13 protein-coding genes are annotated in these 23,536 nt (G+C 45.4%); 7 read left to right on the top strand and 6 right to left on the bottom strand.

Annotation, left to right across the window (positions count from 1 at the left end; translation table 11 throughout):
- Positions 1 to 183: 183 nt before the first annotated feature.
- The 4 genes from AB4Z08_RS08425 to AB4Z08_RS08410 all read right to left on the bottom strand — a co-directional run bounded on the left by AB4Z08_RS08425 (position 184) and on the right by AB4Z08_RS08410 (position 7,080).
- Positions 184 to 918 carry a GNAT family N-acetyltransferase gene (locus tag AB4Z08_RS08425; RefSeq protein WP_441573284.1) on the bottom strand — a complete coding sequence of 245 codons (735 nt, stop codon included), beginning with the start codon at positions 916 to 918 and terminating at the stop codon, positions 184 to 186.
- A 153-nt stretch (positions 919 to 1,071) separates the two neighbouring features.
- Positions 1,072 to 3,354: a GH92 family glycosyl hydrolase gene (locus tag AB4Z08_RS08420; protein WP_441573283.1), complete on the bottom strand. Its 2,283-nt coding sequence runs from the start codon at positions 3,352 to 3,354 to the stop codon at positions 1,072 to 1,074.
- A 148-nt stretch (positions 3,355 to 3,502) separates the two neighbouring features.
- Entirely contained in the window at positions 3,503 to 5,797 is a 2,295-nt protein-coding gene (locus tag AB4Z08_RS08415; protein WP_441573282.1) for a GH92 family glycosyl hydrolase, read from the bottom strand.
- A gap of 266 nt (positions 5,798 to 6,063) precedes the next feature.
- The gene (locus tag AB4Z08_RS08410) at positions 6,064 to 7,080 is read right to left on the bottom strand and encodes a LacI family DNA-binding transcriptional regulator (protein ID WP_441573281.1); all 1,017 of its coding nucleotides are present in this window, start codon (positions 7,078 to 7,080) and stop codon (positions 6,064 to 6,066) included.
- Positions 7,081 to 7,356: 276 nt separating this feature from the next.
- Between AB4Z08_RS08410 and AB4Z08_RS08405 the strand changes: the two genes are divergently transcribed.
- The 5 genes from AB4Z08_RS08405 (at position 7,357) to AB4Z08_RS08385 (ending at position 14,488) form a co-directional block, all read left to right on the top strand.
- The gene (locus AB4Z08_RS08405) at positions 7,357 to 8,430 is read left to right on the top strand and encodes a fatty acid desaturase family protein (RefSeq protein ID WP_441573280.1); all 1,074 of its coding nucleotides are present in this window, start codon (positions 7,357 to 7,359) and stop codon (positions 8,428 to 8,430) included.
- 341 nt (positions 8,431 to 8,771) lie between these two features.
- The gene (gene fabF, locus AB4Z08_RS08400) at positions 8,772 to 10,034 is read left to right on the top strand and encodes a beta-ketoacyl-ACP synthase II (protein WP_441573279.1); all 1,263 of its coding nucleotides are present in this window, start codon (positions 8,772 to 8,774) and stop codon (positions 10,032 to 10,034) included.
- 282 nt (positions 10,035 to 10,316) lie between these two features.
- The gene (gene uvrA / locus AB4Z08_RS08395; RefSeq protein ID WP_441573278.1) at positions 10,317 to 13,196 is read left to right on the top strand and encodes an excinuclease ABC subunit UvrA; all 2,880 of its coding nucleotides are present in this window, start codon (positions 10,317 to 10,319) and stop codon (positions 13,194 to 13,196) included.
- A 25-nt stretch (positions 13,197 to 13,221) separates the two neighbouring features.
- On the top strand, positions 13,222 to 13,698 hold the full coding sequence (locus AB4Z08_RS08390) for a DUF6452 family protein (RefSeq protein WP_441573277.1): 477 nt from the start codon (positions 13,222 to 13,224) through the stop codon (positions 13,696 to 13,698).
- Positions 13,661 to 14,488 carry a DUF6048 family protein gene (locus tag AB4Z08_RS08385; RefSeq protein ID WP_441573276.1) on the top strand — a complete coding sequence of 276 codons (828 nt, stop codon included), beginning with the start codon at positions 13,661 to 13,663 and terminating at the stop codon, positions 14,486 to 14,488. The genes AB4Z08_RS08390 and AB4Z08_RS08385 overlap by 38 nt, the downstream gene beginning before the upstream one ends.
- Positions 14,489 to 14,562: 74 nt before the next feature.
- Here the strand turns inward: AB4Z08_RS08385 and AB4Z08_RS08380 are convergent, their stop codons facing one another.
- Complete coding sequence (locus AB4Z08_RS08380) at positions 14,563 to 15,006, bottom strand: GNAT family N-acetyltransferase (protein WP_441573275.1); 444 nt, start codon at positions 15,004 to 15,006, stop codon at positions 14,563 to 14,565.
- A gap of 93 nt (positions 15,007 to 15,099) precedes the next feature.
- On the opposite strand from AB4Z08_RS08380, the gene AB4Z08_RS08375 reads away from it, so the two are divergent.
- Both AB4Z08_RS08375 and AB4Z08_RS08370 read left to right on the top strand, forming a co-directional pair.
- On the top strand, positions 15,100 to 16,590 hold the full coding sequence (locus AB4Z08_RS08375) for an ATP-binding cassette domain-containing protein (protein ID WP_441573274.1): 1,491 nt from the start codon (positions 15,100 to 15,102) through the stop codon (positions 16,588 to 16,590).
- Between the two features lie 249 nt (positions 16,591 to 16,839).
- Entirely contained in the window at positions 16,840 to 22,422 is a 5,583-nt protein-coding gene (locus tag AB4Z08_RS08370; protein ID WP_441573273.1) for an alpha-2-macroglobulin family protein, read from the top strand.
- 87 nt (positions 22,423 to 22,509) lie between these two features.
- On the opposite strand, the gene gap is transcribed toward AB4Z08_RS08370, so the two are convergent.
- A complete protein-coding gene (gap, locus tag AB4Z08_RS08365) occupies positions 22,510 to 23,523 on the bottom strand; it encodes a type I glyceraldehyde-3-phosphate dehydrogenase (protein ID WP_441573272.1) in 1,014 nt (337 codons plus the stop codon).
- Positions 23,524 to 23,536: the final 13 nt, after the last annotated feature.

Below are 23,536 nucleotides of genomic sequence, written 5' to 3'. Positions count from 1 at the left end.
ATGTCCATCAGACAATAATATTAAAGATAACAGGCCCCCATTAAACGCAGTAAATCCGGGGTGAAAAAATGTGTGGTGACGTAATAGCGCCTGCTTTCCGATGGGTTAAAATCCGTTCATATTGCCAGTTTATTGCGGAGTTGTTTAGGTCAGCTATGTTTGCCAACACAGCTGACCATTTACTCACGAAAGGAATGTGTAATTTTTAATCAGGAACTGATCCTCAAAACCCATTTTCAGATAAATACCCGCGCCCATCTTAGACGCCTGCAAAGTGGCGTAAGTCGCATTTAAATCAATAGATTGGTTTAAAACAAACTCCATGATCTCATTGGCAAAACCTTTCTTTCGCATATCAGGAATTACCCCTACACCATGAATACCTGCAATACCGTTTGTACAATGCAGTATAGCGGTACCTATTGGCTGATCCTGGTAATAAGCCAGGTAAAACCTGACATCATTATACAGCTTCTTTAATATGCCTGCGCTGATCCTGTATCCGAAAGACTGCGGGTATAACATCGCCCATATCTCTGCCTGCGCATCGTTGGTCACCTGCACGTAAGATAGATTACGTGCCCCTGTAAACGGCCGGTCCAGTTTTAAAGACATGCCTGCCTGCTCAAACGCTTTCACCCCGCCTTTGGCAGCAATATACTCATCGGCGTTACTGTTATAGATATCCCAGTAAGGAATCGTCATTTTCCCTGCAGGAAGTATTTCCAGCGCAGCATTCAACGCCTCCGGCGTTACATCTTCTTTAAACCACAACCGGTTGGGCCAGTCAGCATCTTCGATCCTGCAATAATTAAATGCAGGTGTTTCTACATAAGCGTTAAAAGGGATACCTGCTGTTTTCCATAGAGAAGTGAGATTGTCCAAATTCGTTCCTATAATATCGAAGGGTTGTTTCATATTATTAGCTATTAGATAATAGCCGCAAGATATAGCATATCTCATTTCAAATAATAACGCCCGCGTACACCAGCTGTTAAACTGCCCTTTTACCTACAAAAAAACAGGCTGCCTCTGTATTCCAGCGGCAGCCTGTTCATCATTAAATGATCTTTATTTCTTTGGCTTAGCACCCATATAAAACGTAATGGTACCGCCATTCATGATATCTGCATGTGTAATGTACAAACGATTCAACGGTGCACCATTCAGTAACACCTTCTGCACATACACGTTTTTATCACTTTGATTTTTCACATCTACCACAAATGATTTACCATTTTCCAGTTGCAAAGTAGCCTTGTCTATCGCCGGACTTCCCAGTGAATACTGATCAGATCCCGGGCACACAGGATAGAAACCCAGTGTGGTGAAAATGTACCAGGCACTCATTTGTCCGCAGTCATCATTGCCACCTAAACCATCAGGTCCGGGATGGTACATTTTTTTCAGGATCATACGTACACGTTCCTGCGTTTTCCACGGATAGCCGGTCCAGTTATACAGGTAGGCTACGTGGTGCGAAGGCTCGTTACCATGAACGTAATTTCCAATGATACCATCGCGGGTAATATCTTCCGTTTCCGCAAAATATTTATCCGGCAACTCCATGGTGAACAGGGAATCCAGGTGAGCAGTAAACTGCTTCTTTCCTCCCATCATGGCAATCATTTCATTGGGATCATGCGGCACATACAAACTGTAGTTCCAGGCGTTACCTTCAATAAAGCCCTGATCGTGCGTTTGCAGCGCATCGAAGCTGGCTTTAAAGGTACCATCATTCAGTTTGGGCCGCATAAATCCGGTATTGCTATCATATACGTTCTTATAATTCACAGAGCGCTTAATGAATTCTTCGTAAATATCCGTTCTGCCTAATTTCTTCGCAACCTGTGCAATACACCAGTCGTCATACGCATATTCCAGTACTTTGGAAACAGAAGATCCGTTTTTATCCTCCGGTATATAACCCCGGTCTATATAATACTCCAGGCCGTCATAAGTACGGTGACGGGCAGTGGTAACGCAGGCATCCAGTGCCTTGTTTACATCGAAAGGCGCATTGCCTTTCATAATGGCATCGGCAATAACGGATACACTGTGATAACCGATCATACACCAGTTTTCATTGGCATAATGCGCCCAGACAGGCAGCATATGCTGGGCACTTTGTTCGTAATGGTTCAGCATAGACTGAATCATATCGGCATTGCGCTGTGGCTGAATCACGTTAAACAGCGGGTGCAATGCACGGTATGTATCCCATAAAGAAAAAGTAGTATAGTTCGTATAACCGTTAGCGGTATGAATGTTCATATCCAGTCCGCGGTATTGCCCATCCACATCCATGTAGGTAGTAGGATTAATGAAGGCATGGTACATCGCGGTATAGAAGTTTTCCTTTTCTTCTCTGCTGCCGGACTCAATATGTATTTTATTCAGCTCTTTTGTCCACAGGGCCTGTCCATCGCGCTTCACCTGTTCAAAGTCCCAACCCGGAATTTCTGCACGCAGATTTTTCAGGGCGCCTTCGGTGCTTACAGGTGACAATGCCATTTTTATTTTGATCTTCTCGCCGGGCGCTGTTTTGAAATCGAAATAGGCGCGGATCTGTCTGCCGGCCATTTCAGGGAAGTTCTTTGTCTGGTCAAACTTCCTCCAGAAGCCTTTGTACACGTCTTTGGCATTGTTTTGCTGTCCGTACGCTACAAATGGTTTGGAGAAGGTCATTGCAAAATATTCTATTCTCGTACGTGCCCAACCGTTAGTTTGGCGAAAACCGGTAATAAGGGTATCATTTTCTACTCTTATAAAGGTCCACACGTTTTTATTGTCGTAGTTGTAAATACCGGACATCATATCCAGGATGATATGTGCCTGATCTGTACCGGGGAAAGTATATTGGTGAAATCCAACACGATTGCTGGCAGTGAGTTCAGCCAGGATGTTATCATCTTCCAGCTTCACTTTATAGTAGGCGGGCTCTGCTACCTCTGTACTGTGGGAAAAGGCAGAACGATAGCCACTTTCCGGGTGATCTGCTGTACCAGGGTTCAGCTGCAGTTTACCAACAGTGGGCATAATTAGAAAGTCTCCCAGGTCGGAGTGGCCGGTACCACTGAAATGCGTATGACTGAAACCTACAATGGTTTTATCTTCATACTGATAACCCGCACAGTACTTATATACATCGGGATTATACTTCCCATTCATTTCGTAGGGGATGGTATCTGTTTCAGGACTGAGTTGCACCATCCCGAAAGGCACTGTGGCGCCGGGATAGGTGTGTCCCATTCTTTGTGTGCCGGTAATCGGCTTCACATATTGAATAACGTTCTCCTGTGCCATTACTGACAGAGAAGAAAAGAGGATAATGGGTAATAAAAATTTTCTCATGCCGGTTGATTTTAGTGTTTAGCTGTAGGTGTTAGCCATCCGCTGCATTTCCTAAAAGCCAACAGCTAACCCCTAAAAGCTAAAAGAAGTACATCCCGAAGAGTCGGGACGAAATATTTCAGTGAACAATGAAAAATCGTTTACAGGTCTACTTATTCGCTGTTGGCGAGTAAGAGTATGGAAAAGCAGCAGGACTGGTACCTCTTGATTTTTCAGGAGTAGCCCCCATTCTGAATTCCAGAGTACCGCCTTTTTGCAGATCCTGGTGACTGATCCAGTTTTTGGAATAAGGCTGTCCGTTTAAAGACGCACTTTGAACGTACAGGTTAGTATCACTGTTGCCTGGTGCGTTGATCACCATTTTTTTACCGTCTTCCAATGTCATTGTCAGTTTGGAAAACAGGGGCGTACCCAGTACATACTGTTGTGTACCCGGGCATACAGGATAGAATCCCATCGCTGAAAATACGTACCAGGCACTGGTTTGACCGTTATCTTCATCGCCACAGTATCCATCCGGAGTGGCTTTGTACAAACGGCTCATTACCTGGCGTACCCAGTATTGTGTTTTCCATGGCTGACCTGCATAGTTATATAAATAGATCATGTGTTGAATGGGCTGGTTGCCATGTGCATACTGTCCCATGTTCATGATCTGCATTTCGCGTATTTCGTGGATAACGGTTCCATAGTAGCTTTCATCAAATACCGGTGGCATGTTGAAAACAGAATCCAGCATTTGAGAGAACATTTGTTGTCCACCCATCAGTTTAGCAAGACCCTGCACATCATGGAATACAGACCAGGTATAGTGCCAGCTGTTTCCTTCGGTGAAAGCATCCCCCCATTTGAACGGATTAAAGGGTACCTGGAATTTACCATCCTTGTTTTTGCCACGCATCAGTTTTGTTTCCGGATCAAAGAGATTGCGGTAGTTCTGGGAGCGCTTCTCAAAGAGGTCTATTTCGCTTTTAGGACGGTTCAGCGCTTTTGCCAGTTGGAAAATGGTGAAGTCGTCATATGCGTATTCCAGTGTACGTGCCGCATTTTCATTTACGTTTACATCGTAAGGCACATAACCCAGGGAGTTGTAGTATTTCACCCCCAGTCTGCCTACAGAGCTGAGCGGACCTTCGTTTTCTGTATTTTTCAATATCGCCTTGTACAGGTTATTGATATCATACCCACGGATACCTTTCAGATAGGCATCAGCGATTAGGGAAGCAGAGTTGGAGCCCACCATACAGTCGCGGTGACCGGGGCTGGCCCACTCAGGTAACCATCCGCTTTCATTGTAAGCGTTGGATAATCCTTCCATGATATGTGAACTCAGGGTAGGGTACATCAGGGTGAAGAAAGGATGTACTGCGCGGAAAGTATCCCAGAATCCGTTGTCGGTAAACATATAGCCGGGTAATACCTGGCCATTGAACGGGCTATAGTGTACGATTTCGTTCTTCGCATTGATTTCATAAAACTTGCGGGGGAACAGCATGGTACGATACAGGGAGGAGTAGAAAGTACTTACCTGTTCGCTGGATCCGCCTTCTACAGACAGTCTGCCGAGTTCCTTGTTCCAGATATCTTTTGCTTTTTTGCAGGTAGCATCGAAACTATCGCCGCCAATTTCGCGCTGCAGGTTTAATTCTGCCTGTTCAAAGCTGATAAAGGAAGATGCAGTTTTGATCCCTATCTTTTCTCCCTTCTTTGTTTTGAAGCCTACCACAGCACCGGTATGATCTGCCTGTAATTCCAGCTGACCTTTCACCAGTACGGAGTCGTGCCAGGTATTAGTAGCGGTAAATGGCTTATCAAAAGTGATGATGAAATAGTTTTTAAAATTGGAAGGAACGCCTCCACTGTTTTTAGTGGTATAGCCAATGATCTTCCGTTGTTCCGGTAATATCTTAATATAAGACCCGTGATCAAATGCATCTACAATGATAAAGGCGCTGTCGGTAGCCGGATAGGTAAAACGCAGCTGGGCAGCTCTTTCTGTAGGGGTGATTTCTGTAGTTACATCCGGATCAGCAAGGTATACGCTATAATAATAAGGTCTGGCTACTTCCGATTTATGGGAAAACCAGCTGGCACGTGCGTGCTGGTCAAACTTAACGGCTCCCGTCACCGGCATAATGGCAAACTGTCCATAATCATTTATCCACGGAGAGGGTTGGTGTGTTTGTTTGAATCCCCTGATCTTATCAGCGGTATATTGATAAGCCCAGCCATTCCCCATGGTATTGGTTTGTGGCATCCAGAAATTCATTCCCCAGGGCAGGGCAATAGCAGGATAAGTATTACCATTTGATAAGCTCACCTTGGAATCGGAGCCCATCAGGGTGTTTACCCATTCCGCCGGTTCAGCTACTTTATTTACTGTTTGGCTATACGCACCATGCAGACATAATAAAGCGGCTGCTAACAGTCCAACTTTTTTCATGATTAGATATTATAAACAACAAAAATGATCCTTTCGCTAATTAACAAGCAAAGCTTGCGTAAGTTAACGTGAAATTTTAACAAAATCGATTTAGCATAGGTATAGAAAAAAAAGATTCCACGAATCCTTTTTTCTCGTCACTCGAAAGCCGGTACTAAAAGTATAAATATTTTTCCAGCATTTGCAAGTATTTAATGCTTTTTTCACAAGACAAGACCGGGAAGGGCAGGTATCCTGCCAGCTACGCAGATACCTGCCCGGCGCCATTAGGCCGAGCCCCTCAAAATGAATTTCCCTGGTAACTCTATCGCAGTTTTCTTCATCGGGCCGCTGTTTTTGTCCAACTGGTGCATCAGCAGGTCTATGGCTGTTTTGGCAATACCTTCAATTGGCTGCTCTATCACGGAAATTCCCGGTGGATATAAACGGAAGATGTCATGATCATCAAAACAGAGCACGGAAATATCATCCGGCATCTTCAATCCCATGCGGGCAATGACCTCCAGTCCCAGGATACCCAGGTAGTTGGTAGAAAAAAAGATAGCGTCCAGCTCAGGATTGGCTTCCATAAAGTCCTGCAGCTCCTTCAGCGAATCTTCCCGCTGCTTGTGATACTGCAGTTGCAGGATGTATTTTTTCCTGACGGGTATCTTATGTTCTTTCAGGGCCGTCACATAACCGCGTAAGCGTTCTTCTATCTGTATCAGCTTTACATCTACCATTACAAAGGCTATTTTGGTAAATCCTTTGCTGATCAGGTGTTTCATGCCCTGTTGTACCCCGTCAAAATTATTGATCAGTACATACGGCGTTTTGATAGATGGGAAGTAGCTATCCATCAGCACTACCGGCTTATGCTGCTGTACCAGGTGCTGTATTTCCTTTTCCATACCGGGAGCAGGGGTGATCAGGTAACCGTCTACCATTTGCCGGCCCAGCATGCGGATCAGCTCTCCGCCTTTCTGGGCGTTATTTTCGGTACTACAGTATACTACATTATAGCCCCTCCGCTCTGCTTCGGTTTCAATAGTTTTAGCCAAACTGGCAAAAAAGCTTCCGGAGATGCTTTCTACAATCAGTCCCAGCGTTTTGGATTGCCCGGTGCGAAGATTCACCGCCATACGGTGGGGTTCATAACCCGACTTCTCCGCCACCTGCATAATCCTGGTGGCCACCTCATCGCGGATACGCATTTGTTTCCCCTTTCCGTTCAATACGAACGAAACAGTGGAAGGCGCCACTCCGGCCATTTTTGCAACATCTTTAAGGGTTAATCTCTTCATGTATAGTGATTGGTTTTGGCATATATATGAAATGGATATTACAGGAACATCTCACATCACCCGACAGTTATAATATTCGGGGTTTCCTCCATCTGATAGATACACACTGGAACGGAAATTACAAAAATACCCGTAATTACTACCAGGGAAGAAAAAAATGGTTATCTTTCGGTTAACCTGCACGGAATAATATATCTCCCTGGGGCACGTTATAGTAATTCACCGGCTCCTTTTTTGCCAACATTATTACAACTGTAGTAAACACAATAAGTGCGTATGAAGTCTCTTTCACAACTAACAGATCCAGTTTACGTAAAGCCTAACCATGAAACTTCACTTGATCGTMTTTTTAAAAGCTGGATCAGAGATGAACGCGATCTTCCTTTCGTATACCTGACCTTTAAAATTACCTTGACGCTCTGGCCACTGGCTATCATCATGTATATACCAGGTATGAACAACTGGATATGGTGGACTGCTGCTATAGCCTATCAGTTTCTCAACAACCTTACTTTCAAGGGTCCCTTTGGCCTGATGCTACACTGCACCAGCCACCGGGTGTTCTTTATAAAAAAATACCAGTTCTGGAATAATTACCTGCCCTGGTTTATTGGCCCCCTGTTCGGACAAACACCCGAGGGCTACTATTCCCATCATATCGGTATGCACCATCCGGAAAATAATATGCCGGACGACGACAGCTGTACCATGATGTACCAACGCGACTCACTCCGTAGTTTCCTTTTATACCTGTTTAACTTTGTCACACAGGGCGTGTATGATACCGCCCGTTATCACCTGCAGAGAAAAAGAACAAAGCTGATGGTGAAACTGGTAAGGGGAGAAGTGCTGTTTATTGCCGCTTGCATAGGATTATCCTTTATTAATTTCCCTGCCACTTTTGTGGTATTTATATTACCCTTCCTTATTTCCCGTGTTATCATGATGGTGGGCAACTGGGCCCAGCACGCTTTTGTTGATGCGGAAGATCCGGAAAACTCCTATAAAAACAGTATTACCTGTATCAATACAAAATATAACCACAAGTGCTGGAACGATGGCTATCACATCAGTCATCACGTAAAGCCCAGCATGCACTGGACAGAACATCCGGTATATTTCACCAAAACACTGGATGAATATATCACCAACGATGCCATCGTATTTGACAGCATTCACTTTCTCCATGTATGGGCTTACCTGATGGGCAAACGTTATGATCTGCTGGCAAAACACTTTGTGAACATCGGAGGACGCTTCCAGACGGATGCCGAAATTATCTCCTTCTTAAAACAACGTACCCGCAAAATTACCACCCTGCCGGAACCGGTGGTCGTAGCAGCCGCTTAATAAAGAATTACAAATTAAAAATTACGAATTACGGATTGGTGGGTAGATAGTAGCAGATGATCAACATTTGCCTTATCTACCCACCAATCCGTAATTCGTAATTTTTAATTCGTAATTCTTTATTACAATTCTCTTGCAGAAAGACATTTTAATTAAATAAATGTTTCCAAATTAGTAAGAGAACTGTCAGATCCCGCCCGCCTATACGCACAAACCCTTACCAATACTGGGTTTTAACGCAAGATCATAAAAGTTATATTATATTATCTTAATGAATATGCTTAATCATAACAATAAGTAACTAAATTTGCGCTCTAACTTTTTTTATTAAAGTAAAAAATATGCGTACTGTTACACTGAAAAGGGTTGTGGTTACCGGCTTGGGAGCATTAACACCTATCGGGAATGATGTAAATACTTTTTGGAACAATATGAAGGCAGGCGTTAGTGGCGCCGGCCCCATCACTAAATTTGACACCACAGAGTTTAAGACAAAATTCGCCTGTGAAGTGAAAGGATTTGAGGTGGAAAAATATATGGAAAAGAAGGAAGCCCGCAAAATGGATTGTTTCACTCAGTACGCTATGGCGGCTGCGCAGGAAGCAGTACAGGATGCTGGTCTTGACAATGCAGAAATTGACAAAACTAAAATAGGTGTGATCTGGGCTTCCGGTAATGGAGGCATGCTCACGTTCGAAGAACAGATCGTTGAATTTACTCAGGCTAACTTTGTACCTAAGTTCAACCCTTTCTTTATACCTAAATTAATATGTGACATTGCAGCAGGTCAGATAGCCATGAAATACGGTTTCATGGGTGTTAACTTCTGTACTGTTTCCGCCTGTGCCTCTTCAACAAGTGCACTGGTAGATGCTTTCAATTACATTCGTCTCGGTAAAGCCAATGCTATTGTAGCAGGTGGTTCTGAAGCTCCGGTTACCCGTGCTGGTATTGCCGGTTTCAATGCCCTCAAAGCATTGTCTACCCGCAACCAGGATCCTACCCATGCATCCCGTCCGTTTGACATTGAACGCGATGGTTTCGTAATGGGCGAAGGTGCCGGTGCCATCATCCTGGAAGAATATGAACACGCTATTGCCAGAGGTGCTACCATCTATGGCGAAATGATTGGCGGCGCTATGACCTGCGATGCTTACCACCTCACTGCTACCCATCCGGAAGGAATGGGCGCACGCTTAGGTATGGAACAGGCACTGGAAGATGCTGAAATAGCTACTACAGATGTAGACTATATCAACTCCCACACTACTTCCACTCCGGTAGGTGATCTCAGTGAACTGAAAGCGATCGTCACCGCTTTCGGTGACCATGCACCAAAACTCAATATCAGTGCTACCAAATCCATGACAGGTCACCTGCTTGGAGCCGCCGGCGCTATTGAAGCCATTGCCTGCATCAAAGCTACCCAGGAAGATATCATTCCTCCTACCATCAACACCTCCATACTGGGCGAAGGTATCCCCACCAATCTGAACCTGACCCTCGGTACAGCACAGAAACGTGTGGTAAATGTTGCGATGAGTAATACTTTCGGTTTTGGTGGACATAATGCAATTGTAGTATTCAAAAAATATAAAGCTTAAGCGAAGGGGATCGCCTTCGGCGATTGTCTTTATCAGGATTAAGATGATTATCCTGATTTTGATGCTGTAGCATGTTACAAGATTCGGGGAGATAGAAGCGGATATCCACTTTTATCTCCCCGAAATATTTAAACAACAAAACGCAGGAAAATCAGAACAATCACGGTTAATCATCCCAATCCTGATAAAGACAATCGCCGAAGACGATCCCCTTCGCTAAAAAACTTAGCAACTCAACTCCTCAAAATTCCCAATTATGCCGTAGCTTAGTAGTTTATTATTATGGCAAAGAAAAAAGAGAATGTACCCGCTACTTCCGTTGCGCAAGCCCCGGCAGATGAACAAATAGCCATCTTTGGCGCACGGGAGCATAACCTGAAAAACCTGGACCTGGAGTTGCCCAAAAATAAACTGGTAGTCATCACCGGCATCAGCGGCAGTGGGAAATCGTCCCTGGCATTTGATACCATTTATGCAGAAGGACAACGCCGCTACATGGAAAGCTTTTCCGCTTATGCCCGTCAGTTTATTGGCGATATGGAAAGGCCCGATGTGGATAAAATCACCGGTCTTTCTCCCGTTATTTCTATAGAACAGAAAACTACCAATAAAAACCCGCGATCTACGGTTGGTACCATTACGGAGATCTATGACTTCCTGCGCCTGTTATATGCACGCGCCGGCACAGCCTACTCCTATAATACCAATAAACCCATGACGCGCTTCTCTGAAGAAGAAATACTGGCGCATCTTTTCAAAAACTATAAAAATAAAAAACTGGCCATCCTCGCCCCACTCGTGCGCGGACGTAAAGGCCATTACCGGGAACTGTTTGAACAGGTACGCAAACAAGGCTACCTCAAAGTGCGGATAGACGGAGAAATACAGGACCTGAAAGAAAGAATGCAGGTGGATCGTTACAAAATCCACGACATTGAACTGGTAATAGACCGTATACAAGTGCAGGAAGATGCCCGCACCCGTATCAGTCAGAGTGTACAAAAAGCGCTCACCATGGGTAAAGGACTCCTGTTTATCATGGACCACGATACCAATAAGGTAAGCCAGTACAGTAAACAACTGATGTGTGAAGACACCGGCCTTTCCTACGAAGAGCCCAGTCCCAACACCTTCTCCTTTAACTCACCCTATGGTGCCTGCCCGCGCTGTAAAGGTCTTGGTACCATTTACCAGATCAATATGGACGAAATCATTCCTGATTACAGCATATCCATTACAGACGGTGGCCTCAAACCACTGGGGGAAGCCCGCGACACCTTTACCTTTAAACAGGTACAGCAACTCGCCAAAAAATATAAGTTCTCCTTAACCGCTCCTATTTCCGCCATCCCGCAGAAAGCCCTCAACGTATTGTTGTTTGGCGATGAAAACGGTAAGCTGGAAGTAGACATGGCCTACGATGAAGGTAGCGGCAATACAGAATATGCGACTGAATACGAAGGGGTCGTGAATATGGTACGCCGTTATTTTAACGATACCTCTTCCGATCACGTACGCAGCTGGGCAGAAGGCTTTATGCAACTGAGTACCTGTCCGGAATGTAACGGCGCCCGCCTTAAAAAGGAAAGCCTGTTCTTTAAGATCGATGAAAAAAATATCTCCGAACTCGGTAACATGGATCTGGATAAACTCCTGGCCTGGTTTGGTAATATCGAAGACCGCCTCGAGAAAAAACAGAATGCCATCGCCAAAGATATCCTGAAAGAGATCCGCGAACGACTGGGATTCCTGCTCAATGTAGGTCTGAATTATCTTACACTGAACCGGCCTACCCGTAGTTTGAGTGGTGGCGAATCCCAACGCATACGACTCGCCACACAGATCGGATCCCAACTGATGGGGATTACCTACATACTGGATGAACCCAGTATAGGACTGCATCAGCGCGATAATATGCAGCTGATAGATGCCCTCCGCAACCTGAAAGAAATGGGTAACACCGTGATCGTAGTAGAGCACGATAAAGATATCATGCTGCATGCCGATCACCTGGTAGATATTGGCCCCGGCGCCGGTATCCACGGCGGACAAATCATTGCACAAGGTACACCCGCAGCCATCCTTAAACTCAATACACCTACTGCCGGATACCTGAATGGCAAAACAGCCTCGGAAATACCCGCCCAGCGCCGCAAAGGCAATGGTAACTCCCTGGAACTGAAAGGCGCTACCGGCAATAACCTGAAGAATGTAAACCTGAAACTGCCATTAGGCACTTTCATTTGTGTAACCGGCGTTTCCGGCAGCGGTAAATCTACCCTGATCAACGAAACCCTGTATCCCATTCTTTCCAAACATGCCTACGACTCCAAGATGGTGCCGATGCCTTATAAGAGCATCAAAGGACTGGAGTTTATAGATAAGGTAATAGAAATAGATCAGTCGCCCATTGGCCGTACACCACGCAGCAACCCGGCTACCTACTGTGGCTTTTTCACCGATATCAGAACCCTGTTTGCCTCCGTACCGGAAGCCAAAATCAGGGGATATAACGCAGGCCGCTTTTCGTTCAACGTAAAAACCGGCCGCTGTGATGTTTGTGAAGGCGGTGGTATGCGCGTAATAGAAATGAACTTCCTCCCGGATGTATATGTGCATTGCGAAAAATGTAACGGTCGCCGTTATAACCGCGAAACACTGGAAATACGCTACAAAGGCAAGTCCATTTCTGATGTGCTGGATATGACTGTGGATGAAGCCGTGGAATTTTTCCAGCCGGTACCATGGATCTACCGTAAAATAAAAACCCTGCAGGATGTAGGACTTGGCTATATCACTCTCGGTCAATCGGCGGTAACCCTCTCCGGAGGCGAAGCCCAAAGGGTAAAACTGGCAACCGAACTTTCCAAAAAAGATACCGGAAAAACCATTTACATCCTCGATGAACCTACTACAGGTCTGCATTTCCAGGATATACAACTACTCCTGAAAGTGCTGTATAAACTGGTAGACCGTGGTAACACCGTACTGGTCATAGAACATAACCTGGATGTAATCAAAATGGCAGACTATGTGGTAGACCTGGGGCCGGAAGGTGGCGGAGGTGGTGGTACCATTTTATGTACGGGCACACCGGAACAGGTAAGTACCTGTAAAGAGAGCCATACCGCCCGATTCCTCAAAAAGGAGCTGGGAATTTAATATCTTGCCAACTTGTAAGCAATCAATGAAAAGCATTTACCAGATATTACTCACCTGTTTCATTTTCGCCGGCATCGTTGCCTGCGAAAATGAAACAAAAGTATGCGATCAAACCTTGCGTAACGATCTGCATACCCATTTTAAGCGCGACAGTCTCAATATTTTCCGGGATACCGTTATGCCTAAAGTAACGGCATACGCACTTGGAAGAGATACCATCTATAGAAGGCAGCCACTATCGGATATGTACTTTCAGTTGTCTCCGATAGCCGACAGTTCCCGGTTTTATGTGAAAGTAGATTCTGCAGCCGTAGCAGATACCATCACGTTCCGGTATTCCCGTGTGAAACATTTTATATCTCCCGGCTGTGGATTTGGTACCTACTTTAACCTGGATACCGTAATCGCTACCATGCATACCATCGATTCTGTTTCGATTAATAATAAGTCCGTAACCAGCAGCAATGACACGCATCTTTTGTTATATTTCTTTGTTAAGTAGTATCCTGCTCTCCGTTGCTGCTATGGCCCAAAACAAGCCGACAGCTACGAAACCGGATAGCTTACACAAAACAATCAAAGCAGATACCACCCATAAAATGGTGGCTGATACTGCTAAGAAATTAATCGTCCCCCATATAGACAGCTCCTGGTATATTCCGGGCGGCATTCGGGTAGGCCTGGACCTCAGCCGGATCGTTTCCGCCATCTATTATCCATATAGAAAAGAAGTCACCGTTGTAGCAGATGCCCGTATCAACAGCAATCTGTATGCAGCGTTTGAAGGCGGATTTACCAGCACACCGTATAGCGATACCAGTTACACCTATAAAGGCAGTGGCGCATTTGTAACACTGGGTGTAGACTATAACTTCCTGAAAAGACAATACCCCTCCGAGAAAAATATGTTCTATACCGGGATCCGTTACGGATTCTCCCATTTCAGCTATGAGGTACCATCCTACACCATCAAGAATACCTACTGGGGAGATCATCTCACCGGCAGTCTTCCTAAAACAAATGTAAATGCACATTGGATAGAACTTGTAGTTGGCCTGAAAGCAGAAATTTTCAAGAACTTCTTTATGGGCTGGAATTTACGGGAACGTATCCTGATCAACAATGTAAAAACTGATGAAATGACCCCACTGGTCATCCCCGGTTTTGGCAACGGCTCCAAAGGAGCAGTGTTTGACGTACAATACACTGTTTCCTATGTCATTCCTTTTTATCGCATAAAGGAACATACGCCAAAGGTGGAGGTGAAGCAGAAAAAAATACCGAAACGATAAGCGAAGTTTGTCTTACTCAGGATAATGCTGATTTTGATAATGATCAGCCTTACCCTGAGTAAGCTACATGCGCATTATAAACGAAGCATTTCAATGTGAGGAATTCCATCCTCCAGGTAAGTATCGCTGGTTTGTTCAAAACCCAATGAAGTATAAAAACGCTGTAAATATTGCTGAGCGCCTATTTTGATAGGTATCTTGCCATAATGTTGCTGTAACTCCAGTATAGAACGCTCCATCAGCTCCCTGCCAGCACCCTGGCCCCTGGCCAAAGGAGAGGTAACCACCCTGCCTATAGACGCCTCCGTAAACTTAATACCAGGCGCAAAAATACGGGTATAAGCCAGCAGCTGACCACTATCATCCGTGCCCATTAAATGCAACGCTTTCTGATCCGAATTGTCCAGATCCTGATACGCACAATTTTGCTCTATGATAAACACCTCGCTTCTCAAACGCAGGATGGCATAGAGTTCTGCTACAGTTAGTTCCTCAAAGGATTTTATCTTCCAAATCATACCCTCTTATTTGTCATAAATTTACTGGATGCTTTCAATAATACTGCTAATTTTATCCCTGATAGATGAATATTTAGCCCAATCGTCCAAATTATGACAGATAAGCAAACACCGTTCCTCTCCATGGAACATATTACCGTAAGGTATCTCGACAAAACATTATTTGATACCCTTAGCTGGCAGATTAATAAAGGTGAACAATGGGCGATTACCGGCCCCAGTGGCTCTGGTAAAACCGCCCTGCTGAATACCATGCTCGGCAAATTCAATGTTATTAATGGAAGTATCCATTACCATTTTTATGACGAATATTGCAGTCGGCATACTATTACCGATCCATGGTTTAACTATCACAACCTGATAGCCATGGTAGGACATCATCATACCTTCCGGAACCTTTCCAACACCACTACCGACTTCTATTATCAGCAACGCTTCAACAGCATGGATGCCGATAATTCCCCCACCGTGATGGAATACCTGGAAATCACAGAGGTACCTGCACTCGTGCAACCACTTCGTATTGCCCCCCTGATGGAGAAACGCCTCATCAAATTATCCAATGGCGAAACCCGCCGGGTAATGATTGCACGTGCCCTCCTCCAGCAACCACAGCTGCTCATACTGGATAATCCCTATATAGGATTGGATGTACAGGCCCGTAAAGATTTYAGCCATATGATCAATGAAATCATTGCTGGTGGCACCACCGTATTGCTGGCCACCGCTCCCAATGAAATCCCTGATCATATTACACATGTACTCACCCTGGAAAATGCTGCTATAACAGGGAAGTATACACGTAGCGAATTTATCGGACTACCCTTACCCGCTCCGGTGGATATTTCCCTGCCTGAAATGGAAACCGATAAAATAGCGACACTGGTGCAAAATAGCCAGGACAGCCATTTTGACACCATCGTTCGCATGGAAGATATCCATATTAAATATGGTGAAAACACTATCCTAAACGGCATCAACTGGACGGTAAAGCCTAACGAAAAGTGGGCGTTACTGGGGCCTAATGGCGCCGGAAAATCTACTTTACTCAGCCTGGTAAACGGAGACAACCCACAGGCTTATGCCAACAAACTATGGCTCTTCGATCGCAAACGCGGCACCGGAGAAAGTATCTGGGATATCAAGAAAAAAATAGGCTTCATATCTCCCGAACTACATCAGTATTTCACCTCCCGGGATAACTGCCTGCAGGTAGTATGCTCCGGCTTCTCCGATGTAATAGGCAGTACTAAACCGGCCACCCCGGCACAGCAACAAATCGCCCGCGACTGGATGAGTGTACTCAATATATCCGCACACGAAAACAGCCCGTTCAAACAGGTATCAGAAAGCGCACAACGCCTTACCCTGCTGGCCCGGGCCCTCGTGAAAAATCCACCCCTGCTGATTTTTGATGAACCCTGCCAGGGACTGGACGCACAACAAAAACTACATTTCAAAAAAGTAATAGAACAACTCTGTGCACATATGCCTGTTACCCTCATCTTTGTAACACACTATGAAGATGAACTCCCCGATTGCGTAGATAAATTCATACGCCTGAATAAAGGCGAAATGGTATAGTGCGAGCTTTTGTCTTGGCGCAGGATTATGCTGATTTTGATGATTTTTCGGATTTTTGCTTATATGATTTTGAAAGATAAAAAGGGCCAAACGTTGCTCCATCTTCTAAAATCTTTTAAGCCTTTAAAATCCCAGGGAACAAAATCCGGGAAATCATCAAAATCAGCATAATCCTGCGCCAAGACAAAAACTCGCGAAAATTTCCCGACATTCGCACCTAATAGTTAATCACCCTAATCACCATTCCTGATGCACCCATCAAAACGGCTTATTGCTGTAGCAGCGTTATTTTTCATGGCCGCCCTGTTTGTGATCAGTGGTTGCCGTACCACCCGAAAAGAAATGAACCCGGAATTTGCCAGATATATAGAGGCATATACCGCAGGTATCATTTCCAAACAGAGCGCTGTCCGCGTTCATCTGACCGGGCAAACAAATGTAACGCACACCCAAAACGAGCCCCTGGATAAGGAAGTATTCGAATTCTCACCTTCCATCAAGGGTAAGTCGTACTGGATAGACGCTACCACCATTGAGTTCAGACCAGACGAAAATCTGCAACCTGGTAAAACCTACCAGGCCACTTTTAAACTGGGCAAAATCCTCGATGTTCCCAAAGAACTCAAAGCCTTTGATTTTGAATTCAAGATCATTAAGCCGTCTTTTTCTATAGAAAATTTCGGACTAAAATCCAGTACCAACAACACCCTGGACCGCATGACCTGCACCGGCGCCATCTACACCGCCGATGTGGAAGATCCACAGGCCATTGAAAAAATACTGACCGCGCAATATGCCGGTAAAGGCCTGCCCATTACCTGGCAACACAATGCCACCGAACGCACCTCACGGTTTACCATCGCTAATATTGCCCGTTCCAATATCGCCCGCAACCTGGAGCTGAACTGGAATGGCACCTCCCTTAAAGTAGATAATGCCGGTAAAAGCACCACCGAAGTTCCCGCTATCGGTGACTTTAAAGTATTAGACGTCAAAGCCCTTTCCGATCCGGAACAACACCTGCTGGTACAGTTCTCCGATCCCATCAGTATGGCACAAACACTCGAAGGCCTGATTGGTATCAGCGGACAAAGCGATTTGCGTTATACCGTAGATGGCAGCGAAGTAAGCGTATATACCCCTACCAGACTGGAAGGAAATTATAATGTAATTGTGAATGAAGGCGTGATCAACATCACGGATAAACGTTTAGGCAAAACATTCAGTGCCAACGTAAATTTTGAAAACACCCTGCCATCTGTCACCATCCCGGGCAAAGGAGTGATCCTGCCGGAAAGCAACAAACTGGTGATGCCGTTTGAAGCCGTAAACCTCAACGCAGTAGATGTTACCATCATCAAAATTTACGAAAACAATGTACCACAATACCTCCAACGCAACGACCTCGATGGCAGCCAGGAGTTACGGCGTGTAGGCAAGCCCGTAGTAGAAAAAACAATTCGTCTCGATGTGGATAAATCGGTGAACCTGCATAAGAAAAACCGCTTCTTCCTGGATCTTGATAAGATGTTACGTACGGAACCTGGCGCTATTTATCGTATCACCATAGGTTTCCGTAAGTCATACGCCATGACCGCCTGCACTGCAGATACCACGAAAGACGGAGATAAAGCATCTTCTGATGGGGAAGAAGGCGAGGAAGAATATTATGGCGGAGAAAAAATTGACGATGACGACTCCTTCTGGCAGCGTTATGATAGCTACTATCCATACGGGTATAACTGGGACCGCCGTAACGATGCCTGCTCTAACTCTTACTATAGCAAAGACAAATGGGCTTCCCGCAATATTATTTCTTCCAACATTGGCCTCATTGCAAAAAGAGGAAATGACAACAGCATGGTAGTAGGGGTAACAGATATACGCGATACCAAACCCATGATAGGCGTGGAACTGGAACTGCTCGACTACCAGAACCAGGTGATCTTTAAAACTAAAAGTGATGGTGAAGGCTTGGCTTCCTTTGACCTGAAACGTAAGCCTTACCTGCTCATTGCCAAAAAAGAAAATGAAAGAGGCTACCTCAAACTGGATGATGGAAGTTCATTGCCATTGAGCCGCTTCGACGTAAAAGGAGAAGAAGTACAAAACGGTATCAAAGGCTTCCTGTATGGCGAACGTGGTGTATGGCGCCCCGGTGATTCTGTTTATCTCACCTTTATACTGGAAGACAAAGGGCAGAAACTCCCCGCTGATCACCCCGTAACACTGGAATTATACAATCCAAAAGGACAGCTATACAAGCGTATTAATCAGCATGAAGGATTGAATGGCTTCTACAGCTTTGCTACTGCTACTGCACCGGATGATCCTACCGGCAGCTGGGTAGCCAAAGTAAAAGTAGGCGGCGCCACCTTCCAGAAAAATGTACGCATAGAAACCGTAAAGCCTAACCGCCTTAAAATAAAAATGGATTTCGGCAATAACATATCCTTGTCGAAAGGTAGTTCTACCGGTAACCTATCTGCCATGTGGCTGTTTGGTGCTACCGCCCAGCATCTCAAAGCAAAAGTAGATGTATCACTCGTACAGGGAACCACCAGTTTCAAAAACTTTGGTGATTACTCCTTTGACGATCCGGTAACACATTTCGATGCAGAAAATAAAACCATTTTCGAAGGTCCGCTGAATGAGAATGGAACAGCGCCTGTCAATGCCGACATACAGTTGGGCAAAGTGGCGCCGGGACAACTGAAAGCCAATTTCGAAGTAAAAGTATTTGAGCCGGGAGGCGATTTCAGTATCGATCATTTCTCCATGCCTTATAATCCCTTTACTTCCTACGCTGGTTTACGTATGCCTGCCGGTGACCGTACCACCGGTATGTTGCTCACAGACAGACCTCATACCATTGACCTGGTAGATGTGGATGGCAACGGTAATCTCACCAAAGGCAGTCGTGAAGTACAGGTAGAAGTATACAAAATAAAATGGAGATGGTGGTGGGATGAAGGGGAAGAAGATGACTACTCCAACTTCACACAGGACAGCTACAATCAACTGCTGAGCAAAGAAACTGTTACCCTGCAGGATGGCAGGGGTAAGTGGAATCTCCAGGTAAATTCACCAGACTGGGGCAGGTACCTGGTAAGGGTGAAAGACCTGCAAAGCGGACATACCGCCGGTAAATCGGTGTATATCGATTGGCCGGGCTGGGCAGAAAGAATGCAGAAAGATAACCCTGCGGAGGCCTCAATGCTGGTGTTCACTTCCGACAAACAACAATATAAAACCGGTGATGATATTACCCTGACGATCCCCAGCAGTGAAGGTGGACGTGGACTGGTAAGTATTGAATCCGGCAGCAAAGTATTAAAGACCTACTGGATCACTACCAAACAGGGGCAAACGACTTTCAAATTCAAGGCGGAAAAAAACATGACGCCTAATATATACGTGAACGTTAGTTTGCTGCAAAAACATGCGCAAACATTGAACGATCTGCCCATCCGTATGTATGGTACCATTCCGATCTCAGTAGAAGATCCCGGTACCATTCTGAAACCGGTGATCACCATGTCGGATAAGCTGAAGCCTGAAACAGAAGCCAGTATATCCGTGAGCGAAAGCAATGGTAAACCGATGACGTACACCATCGCGATTGTAGATGAAGGCTTGCTGGATCTTACCCGCTTTAAAACACCGGATCCACATAGCGCCTTCTATGCCAGAGAAGCACTGGGCGTAAAAACCTGGGATCTCTACGACTTTGTAATAGGCGCCTGGGGCGCAGATATGGATCGTATCCTGAGCATTGGTGGTGATGAAGGGCTGGATAAAAATGCCGGTAGCGCCAAAGCCAACCGTTTCAAACCGGTGGTGAAATATATGGGTCCTTTCTACCTGAAAACAGGACAAAAACAAACACATAAATTCAAACTGCCTCCATATATCGGCTCTGTAAAAGCAATGGTAGTAGCCGGTCAGGACGGCGCCTATGGCTTTGCGGAAAAAGCAGTAGCAGTCAAAAAACCATTGATGTTGCTCACCACAGCACCACGTGTACTGGGACCATCAGAAACCATACAGGTGCCTGTCACCGTATTTGGCCTGGAACCCAATATCCGTAGTGCCAGTGTTACCATCAGCACCAGTCCATTGCTGGAAATAGTGGGTGAGCGTACAAAAACAGTCACCTTCACCCAGCCGGGAGAACAGCTGGTTTACTTTGATGTAAAAGTAAGACCACAAACAGGCGTTGCTAAAATAAAAGTAGTGGCCAGCAGTGGTGCAGAAAGAGCAGAAGAAAATATAGAACTGAATGTACGTAATCCCAATCCGGTGATTACCAATATCATTGAAAATACGCTGGAGGGTAACAGAAGCTGGGAGTCGGCCTTCAGCCCCGTTGGCATGGCAGGTACCAACAGCGGTGTACTGGAAGTATCCACTATTCCATCGCTCAACCTGGGCAAGCGTTTACGCTACCTCATAGAATATCCGCATGGCTGTATTGAACAAACTACTTCAGGCGTATTCCCACAGTTGGTATTGAATCAGCTGATGGATGTAAAAGAAGGTCAGCTGGCAGAAATAGACCGTAATGTAAAAGCTGGTATCAATCGCCTGAAGAGTTTCCAGACTTCCGATGGTGGTTTCAGCTACTGGCCGGGAGAAGGTAACTCTGATGAGTGGGGTACCAACTACGGCGGCCATTTCCTCATAGAGGCGCAGGCTAAGGGTTATACACTGCCTCCGGGACTGTTGGATCAGTGGAAAAAATACCAGCGCAATAAAGCCGGTACCTGGGCACCAAGTACGTTGAACTTCTACGGCGGCGACCTTACACAGGCTTATCGTTTGTACCTGCTGGCACTGGCTAAGTCGCCGGAGTTAGGTGCGATGAACCGCTTAAAGGAATTCAAGTATTTATCTGCTCCTGCCAAATGGAGACTGGCAGCGGCTTATAAGCTGTCCGGACAACCGGAAGTGGCAAATTCGCTGGTACAGAATCTGCCTACTGATGTAAAACCATACACACAATTAGGAGGTACCTTTGGTTCCGATCTGCGCGATAAGGCGATGATACTGGAAACGATTACCATCCTCGGCCAACGCAACCGTGCCGGTGAAATGGTAAAACAAATTGCAGCGCAGTTGTCTCAAAACGACCAGTGGTACAGCACACAAACCACTGCCTATTCCCTCATTGCCATTGCCAAATACTGTGGAGAAAACAAAGGTGGCAGCAAAATAAGCTTTGCCTATACGTTAAACGGCGTTAAAGGCACCGTAAATGGCCAATCTTTCGTTACGCAGATACCAATTACCTTCAACGGTAATACGGGCAATATCAGCATCCAGAATAACGGACAGAACTTACTGTATGTAAGACTCATTCTCCAGGGACAACCGGATGCCGGTCAGGAACCGGTTGCCAGCAACAACCCGGATGTATTGGGTATGCAGGTAAGCTACAGTACCCGCGATGGCAAACCAATTGACCCGGCGACCCTCAGACAGGGTAGTGACTTCATGGCTACGGTGACCATCAATAACCCGGGTAAACGCGGTTACTACGAACAAATGGCATTATCACAAATCTTCCCGTCCGGATGGGAAATCCTCAATACCCGTTTAATGGATAATGATAGCGCTTTCCATTCTTCCCCATCTACGTATATGGATATCCGTGATGACAGAGTATATACTTATTTCAACATTGAAGAAAATAAACGGCGTACTTATAATGTATTGCTGAACGCCGCTTACCTGGGCAGGTACTATTTACCGGCTACCTCCTGCGAAGCGATGTATGATAATACCATTCATGCTTTCCAACCAGGCAAATGGGTGGAAGTAGTGAAGTAGCCATTAGCTTTTAGCCATTGGCTTTTAGCAAAAATGCAGCGAGGAACATAGTATGTTCTCCGCTGCATTTTTGCTAAAAGCTAAAAGCTAACGGCTAAAAGCTTCCCCAATATACCTTACGGTCCTTGCTAACTGCGATACATAACTCATCTCATTATCATACCAGCTCACTACCCTCACAATCTGTTGTTCTCCGGCAGATAATACTTTTGTTTGTGTAGCATCAAAGAGAGAACCATAATTAATACCAATCACATCACTGCTCACTATCTCATCGGTGTTATATCCGAAGCTCTCGTTGGCGGCGGCTTTCATGGCGGCATTCACTTCATCCACCGTTACCTTTTTGTTAAGGGTAACGGTTAGTTCAGTGAGTGATCCGGCTATCACCGGTACCCGTTGTGAAGTACCATCCAGTTTGCCTTTTAGGGCGGGCAATACCAAACCGATTGCCTTCGCCGCGCCGGTGCTGGTAGGAATAATACTTTGTGCCGCTGCTCTGGCGCGTCTCAGATCTCCTTTAGCATGAGGGGCATCCTGAATATTCTGGTCATTCGTATAGGCGTGTATGGTAGTCATCAATCCATTTACGATACCAAATGTATCCTCCAGCACCTGTGCCATGGGAGCCAGGCAGTTGGTGGTACAGGAAGCACAGCTGATAATAGTTTCCGTACCATCGAGAGTAGCGTGGTTAACATTATACACAATGGTTTTCATATCACCTGTAGCAGGTGCGGAGATGACTACTTTTTTGGCGCCTGCTTCGAGATGGGCGGCGGCCATATTTTTGTCTGTAAAAAAACCGGTACTTTCCAGTACTACATCTACTGCATGTTGTCCCCAGGGTATTTCAGCGGGATTTCTTTTTGCATAAATCTTTATTTCTTTTCCGTTTACCTGTATCGCATCTGCAGTTGCGGTGACTGTTGCCTCAAATCTGCCCTGGGCAGTATCATATTTCAGCAGGTGTGCTAATACAGCAGGACTTGTTAAATCGTTGATCGCCACTATTTCAATGCCTTCCTCGTTGTACATTTCACGAAAAAACAATCTTCCAATTCGTCCAAAGCCGTTAATGGCAATTTTAGTGTCAGACATATCTCAATATTTT

This window comes from Chitinophaga sp. RAB17 (assembly GCF_052114225.1).
GTDB lineage: Bacteria > Bacteroidota > Bacteroidia > Chitinophagales > Chitinophagaceae > Chitinophaga.
This window is presented reverse-complemented; position numbering and strand designations above follow the sequence as displayed.

What these genes read in the sequence shown, in the direction of transcription:
- AB4Z08_RS08385 (WP_441573276.1), top strand. Translation starts at nt 13,661, where the DNA reads ATGACACGCATCTTTTGTTATATTTCTTTGTTAAGTAGTATCCTGCTC.
- AB4Z08_RS08370 (WP_441573273.1), top strand. Translation starts at nt 16,840, where the DNA reads ATGCACCCATCAAAACGGCTTATTGCTGTAGCAGCGTTATTTTTCATG.
- gap (WP_441573272.1), bottom strand. Translation starts at nt 23,523, where the DNA reads ATGTCTGACACTAAAATTGCCATTAACGGCTTTGGACGAATTGGAAGA.
- AB4Z08_RS08410 (WP_441573281.1), bottom strand. Translation starts at nt 7,080, where the DNA reads ATGAAGAGATTAACCCTTAAAGATGTTGCAAAAATGGCCGGAGTGGCG.
- AB4Z08_RS08390 (WP_441573277.1), top strand. Translation starts at nt 13,222, where the DNA reads ATGAAAAGCATTTACCAGATATTACTCACCTGTTTCATTTTCGCCGGC.
- AB4Z08_RS08380 (WP_441573275.1), bottom strand. Translation starts at nt 15,006, where the DNA reads ATGATTTGGAAGATAAAATCCTTTGAGGAACTAACTGTAGCAGAACTC.
- AB4Z08_RS08425 (WP_441573284.1), bottom strand. Translation starts at nt 918, where the DNA reads ATGAAACAACCCTTCGATATTATAGGAACGAATTTGGACAATCTCACT.
- fabF (WP_441573279.1), top strand. Translation starts at nt 8,772, where the DNA reads ATGCGTACTGTTACACTGAAAAGGGTTGTGGTTACCGGCTTGGGAGCA.
- uvrA (WP_441573278.1), top strand. Translation starts at nt 10,317, where the DNA reads ATGGCAAAGAAAAAAGAGAATGTACCCGCTACTTCCGTTGCGCAAGCC.
- AB4Z08_RS08415 (WP_441573282.1), bottom strand. Translation starts at nt 5,797, where the DNA reads ATGAAAAAAGTTGGACTGTTAGCAGCCGCTTTATTATGTCTGCATGGT.
- AB4Z08_RS08420 (WP_441573283.1), bottom strand. Translation starts at nt 3,354, where the DNA reads ATGAGAAAATTTTTATTACCCATTATCCTCTTTTCTTCTCTGTCAGTA.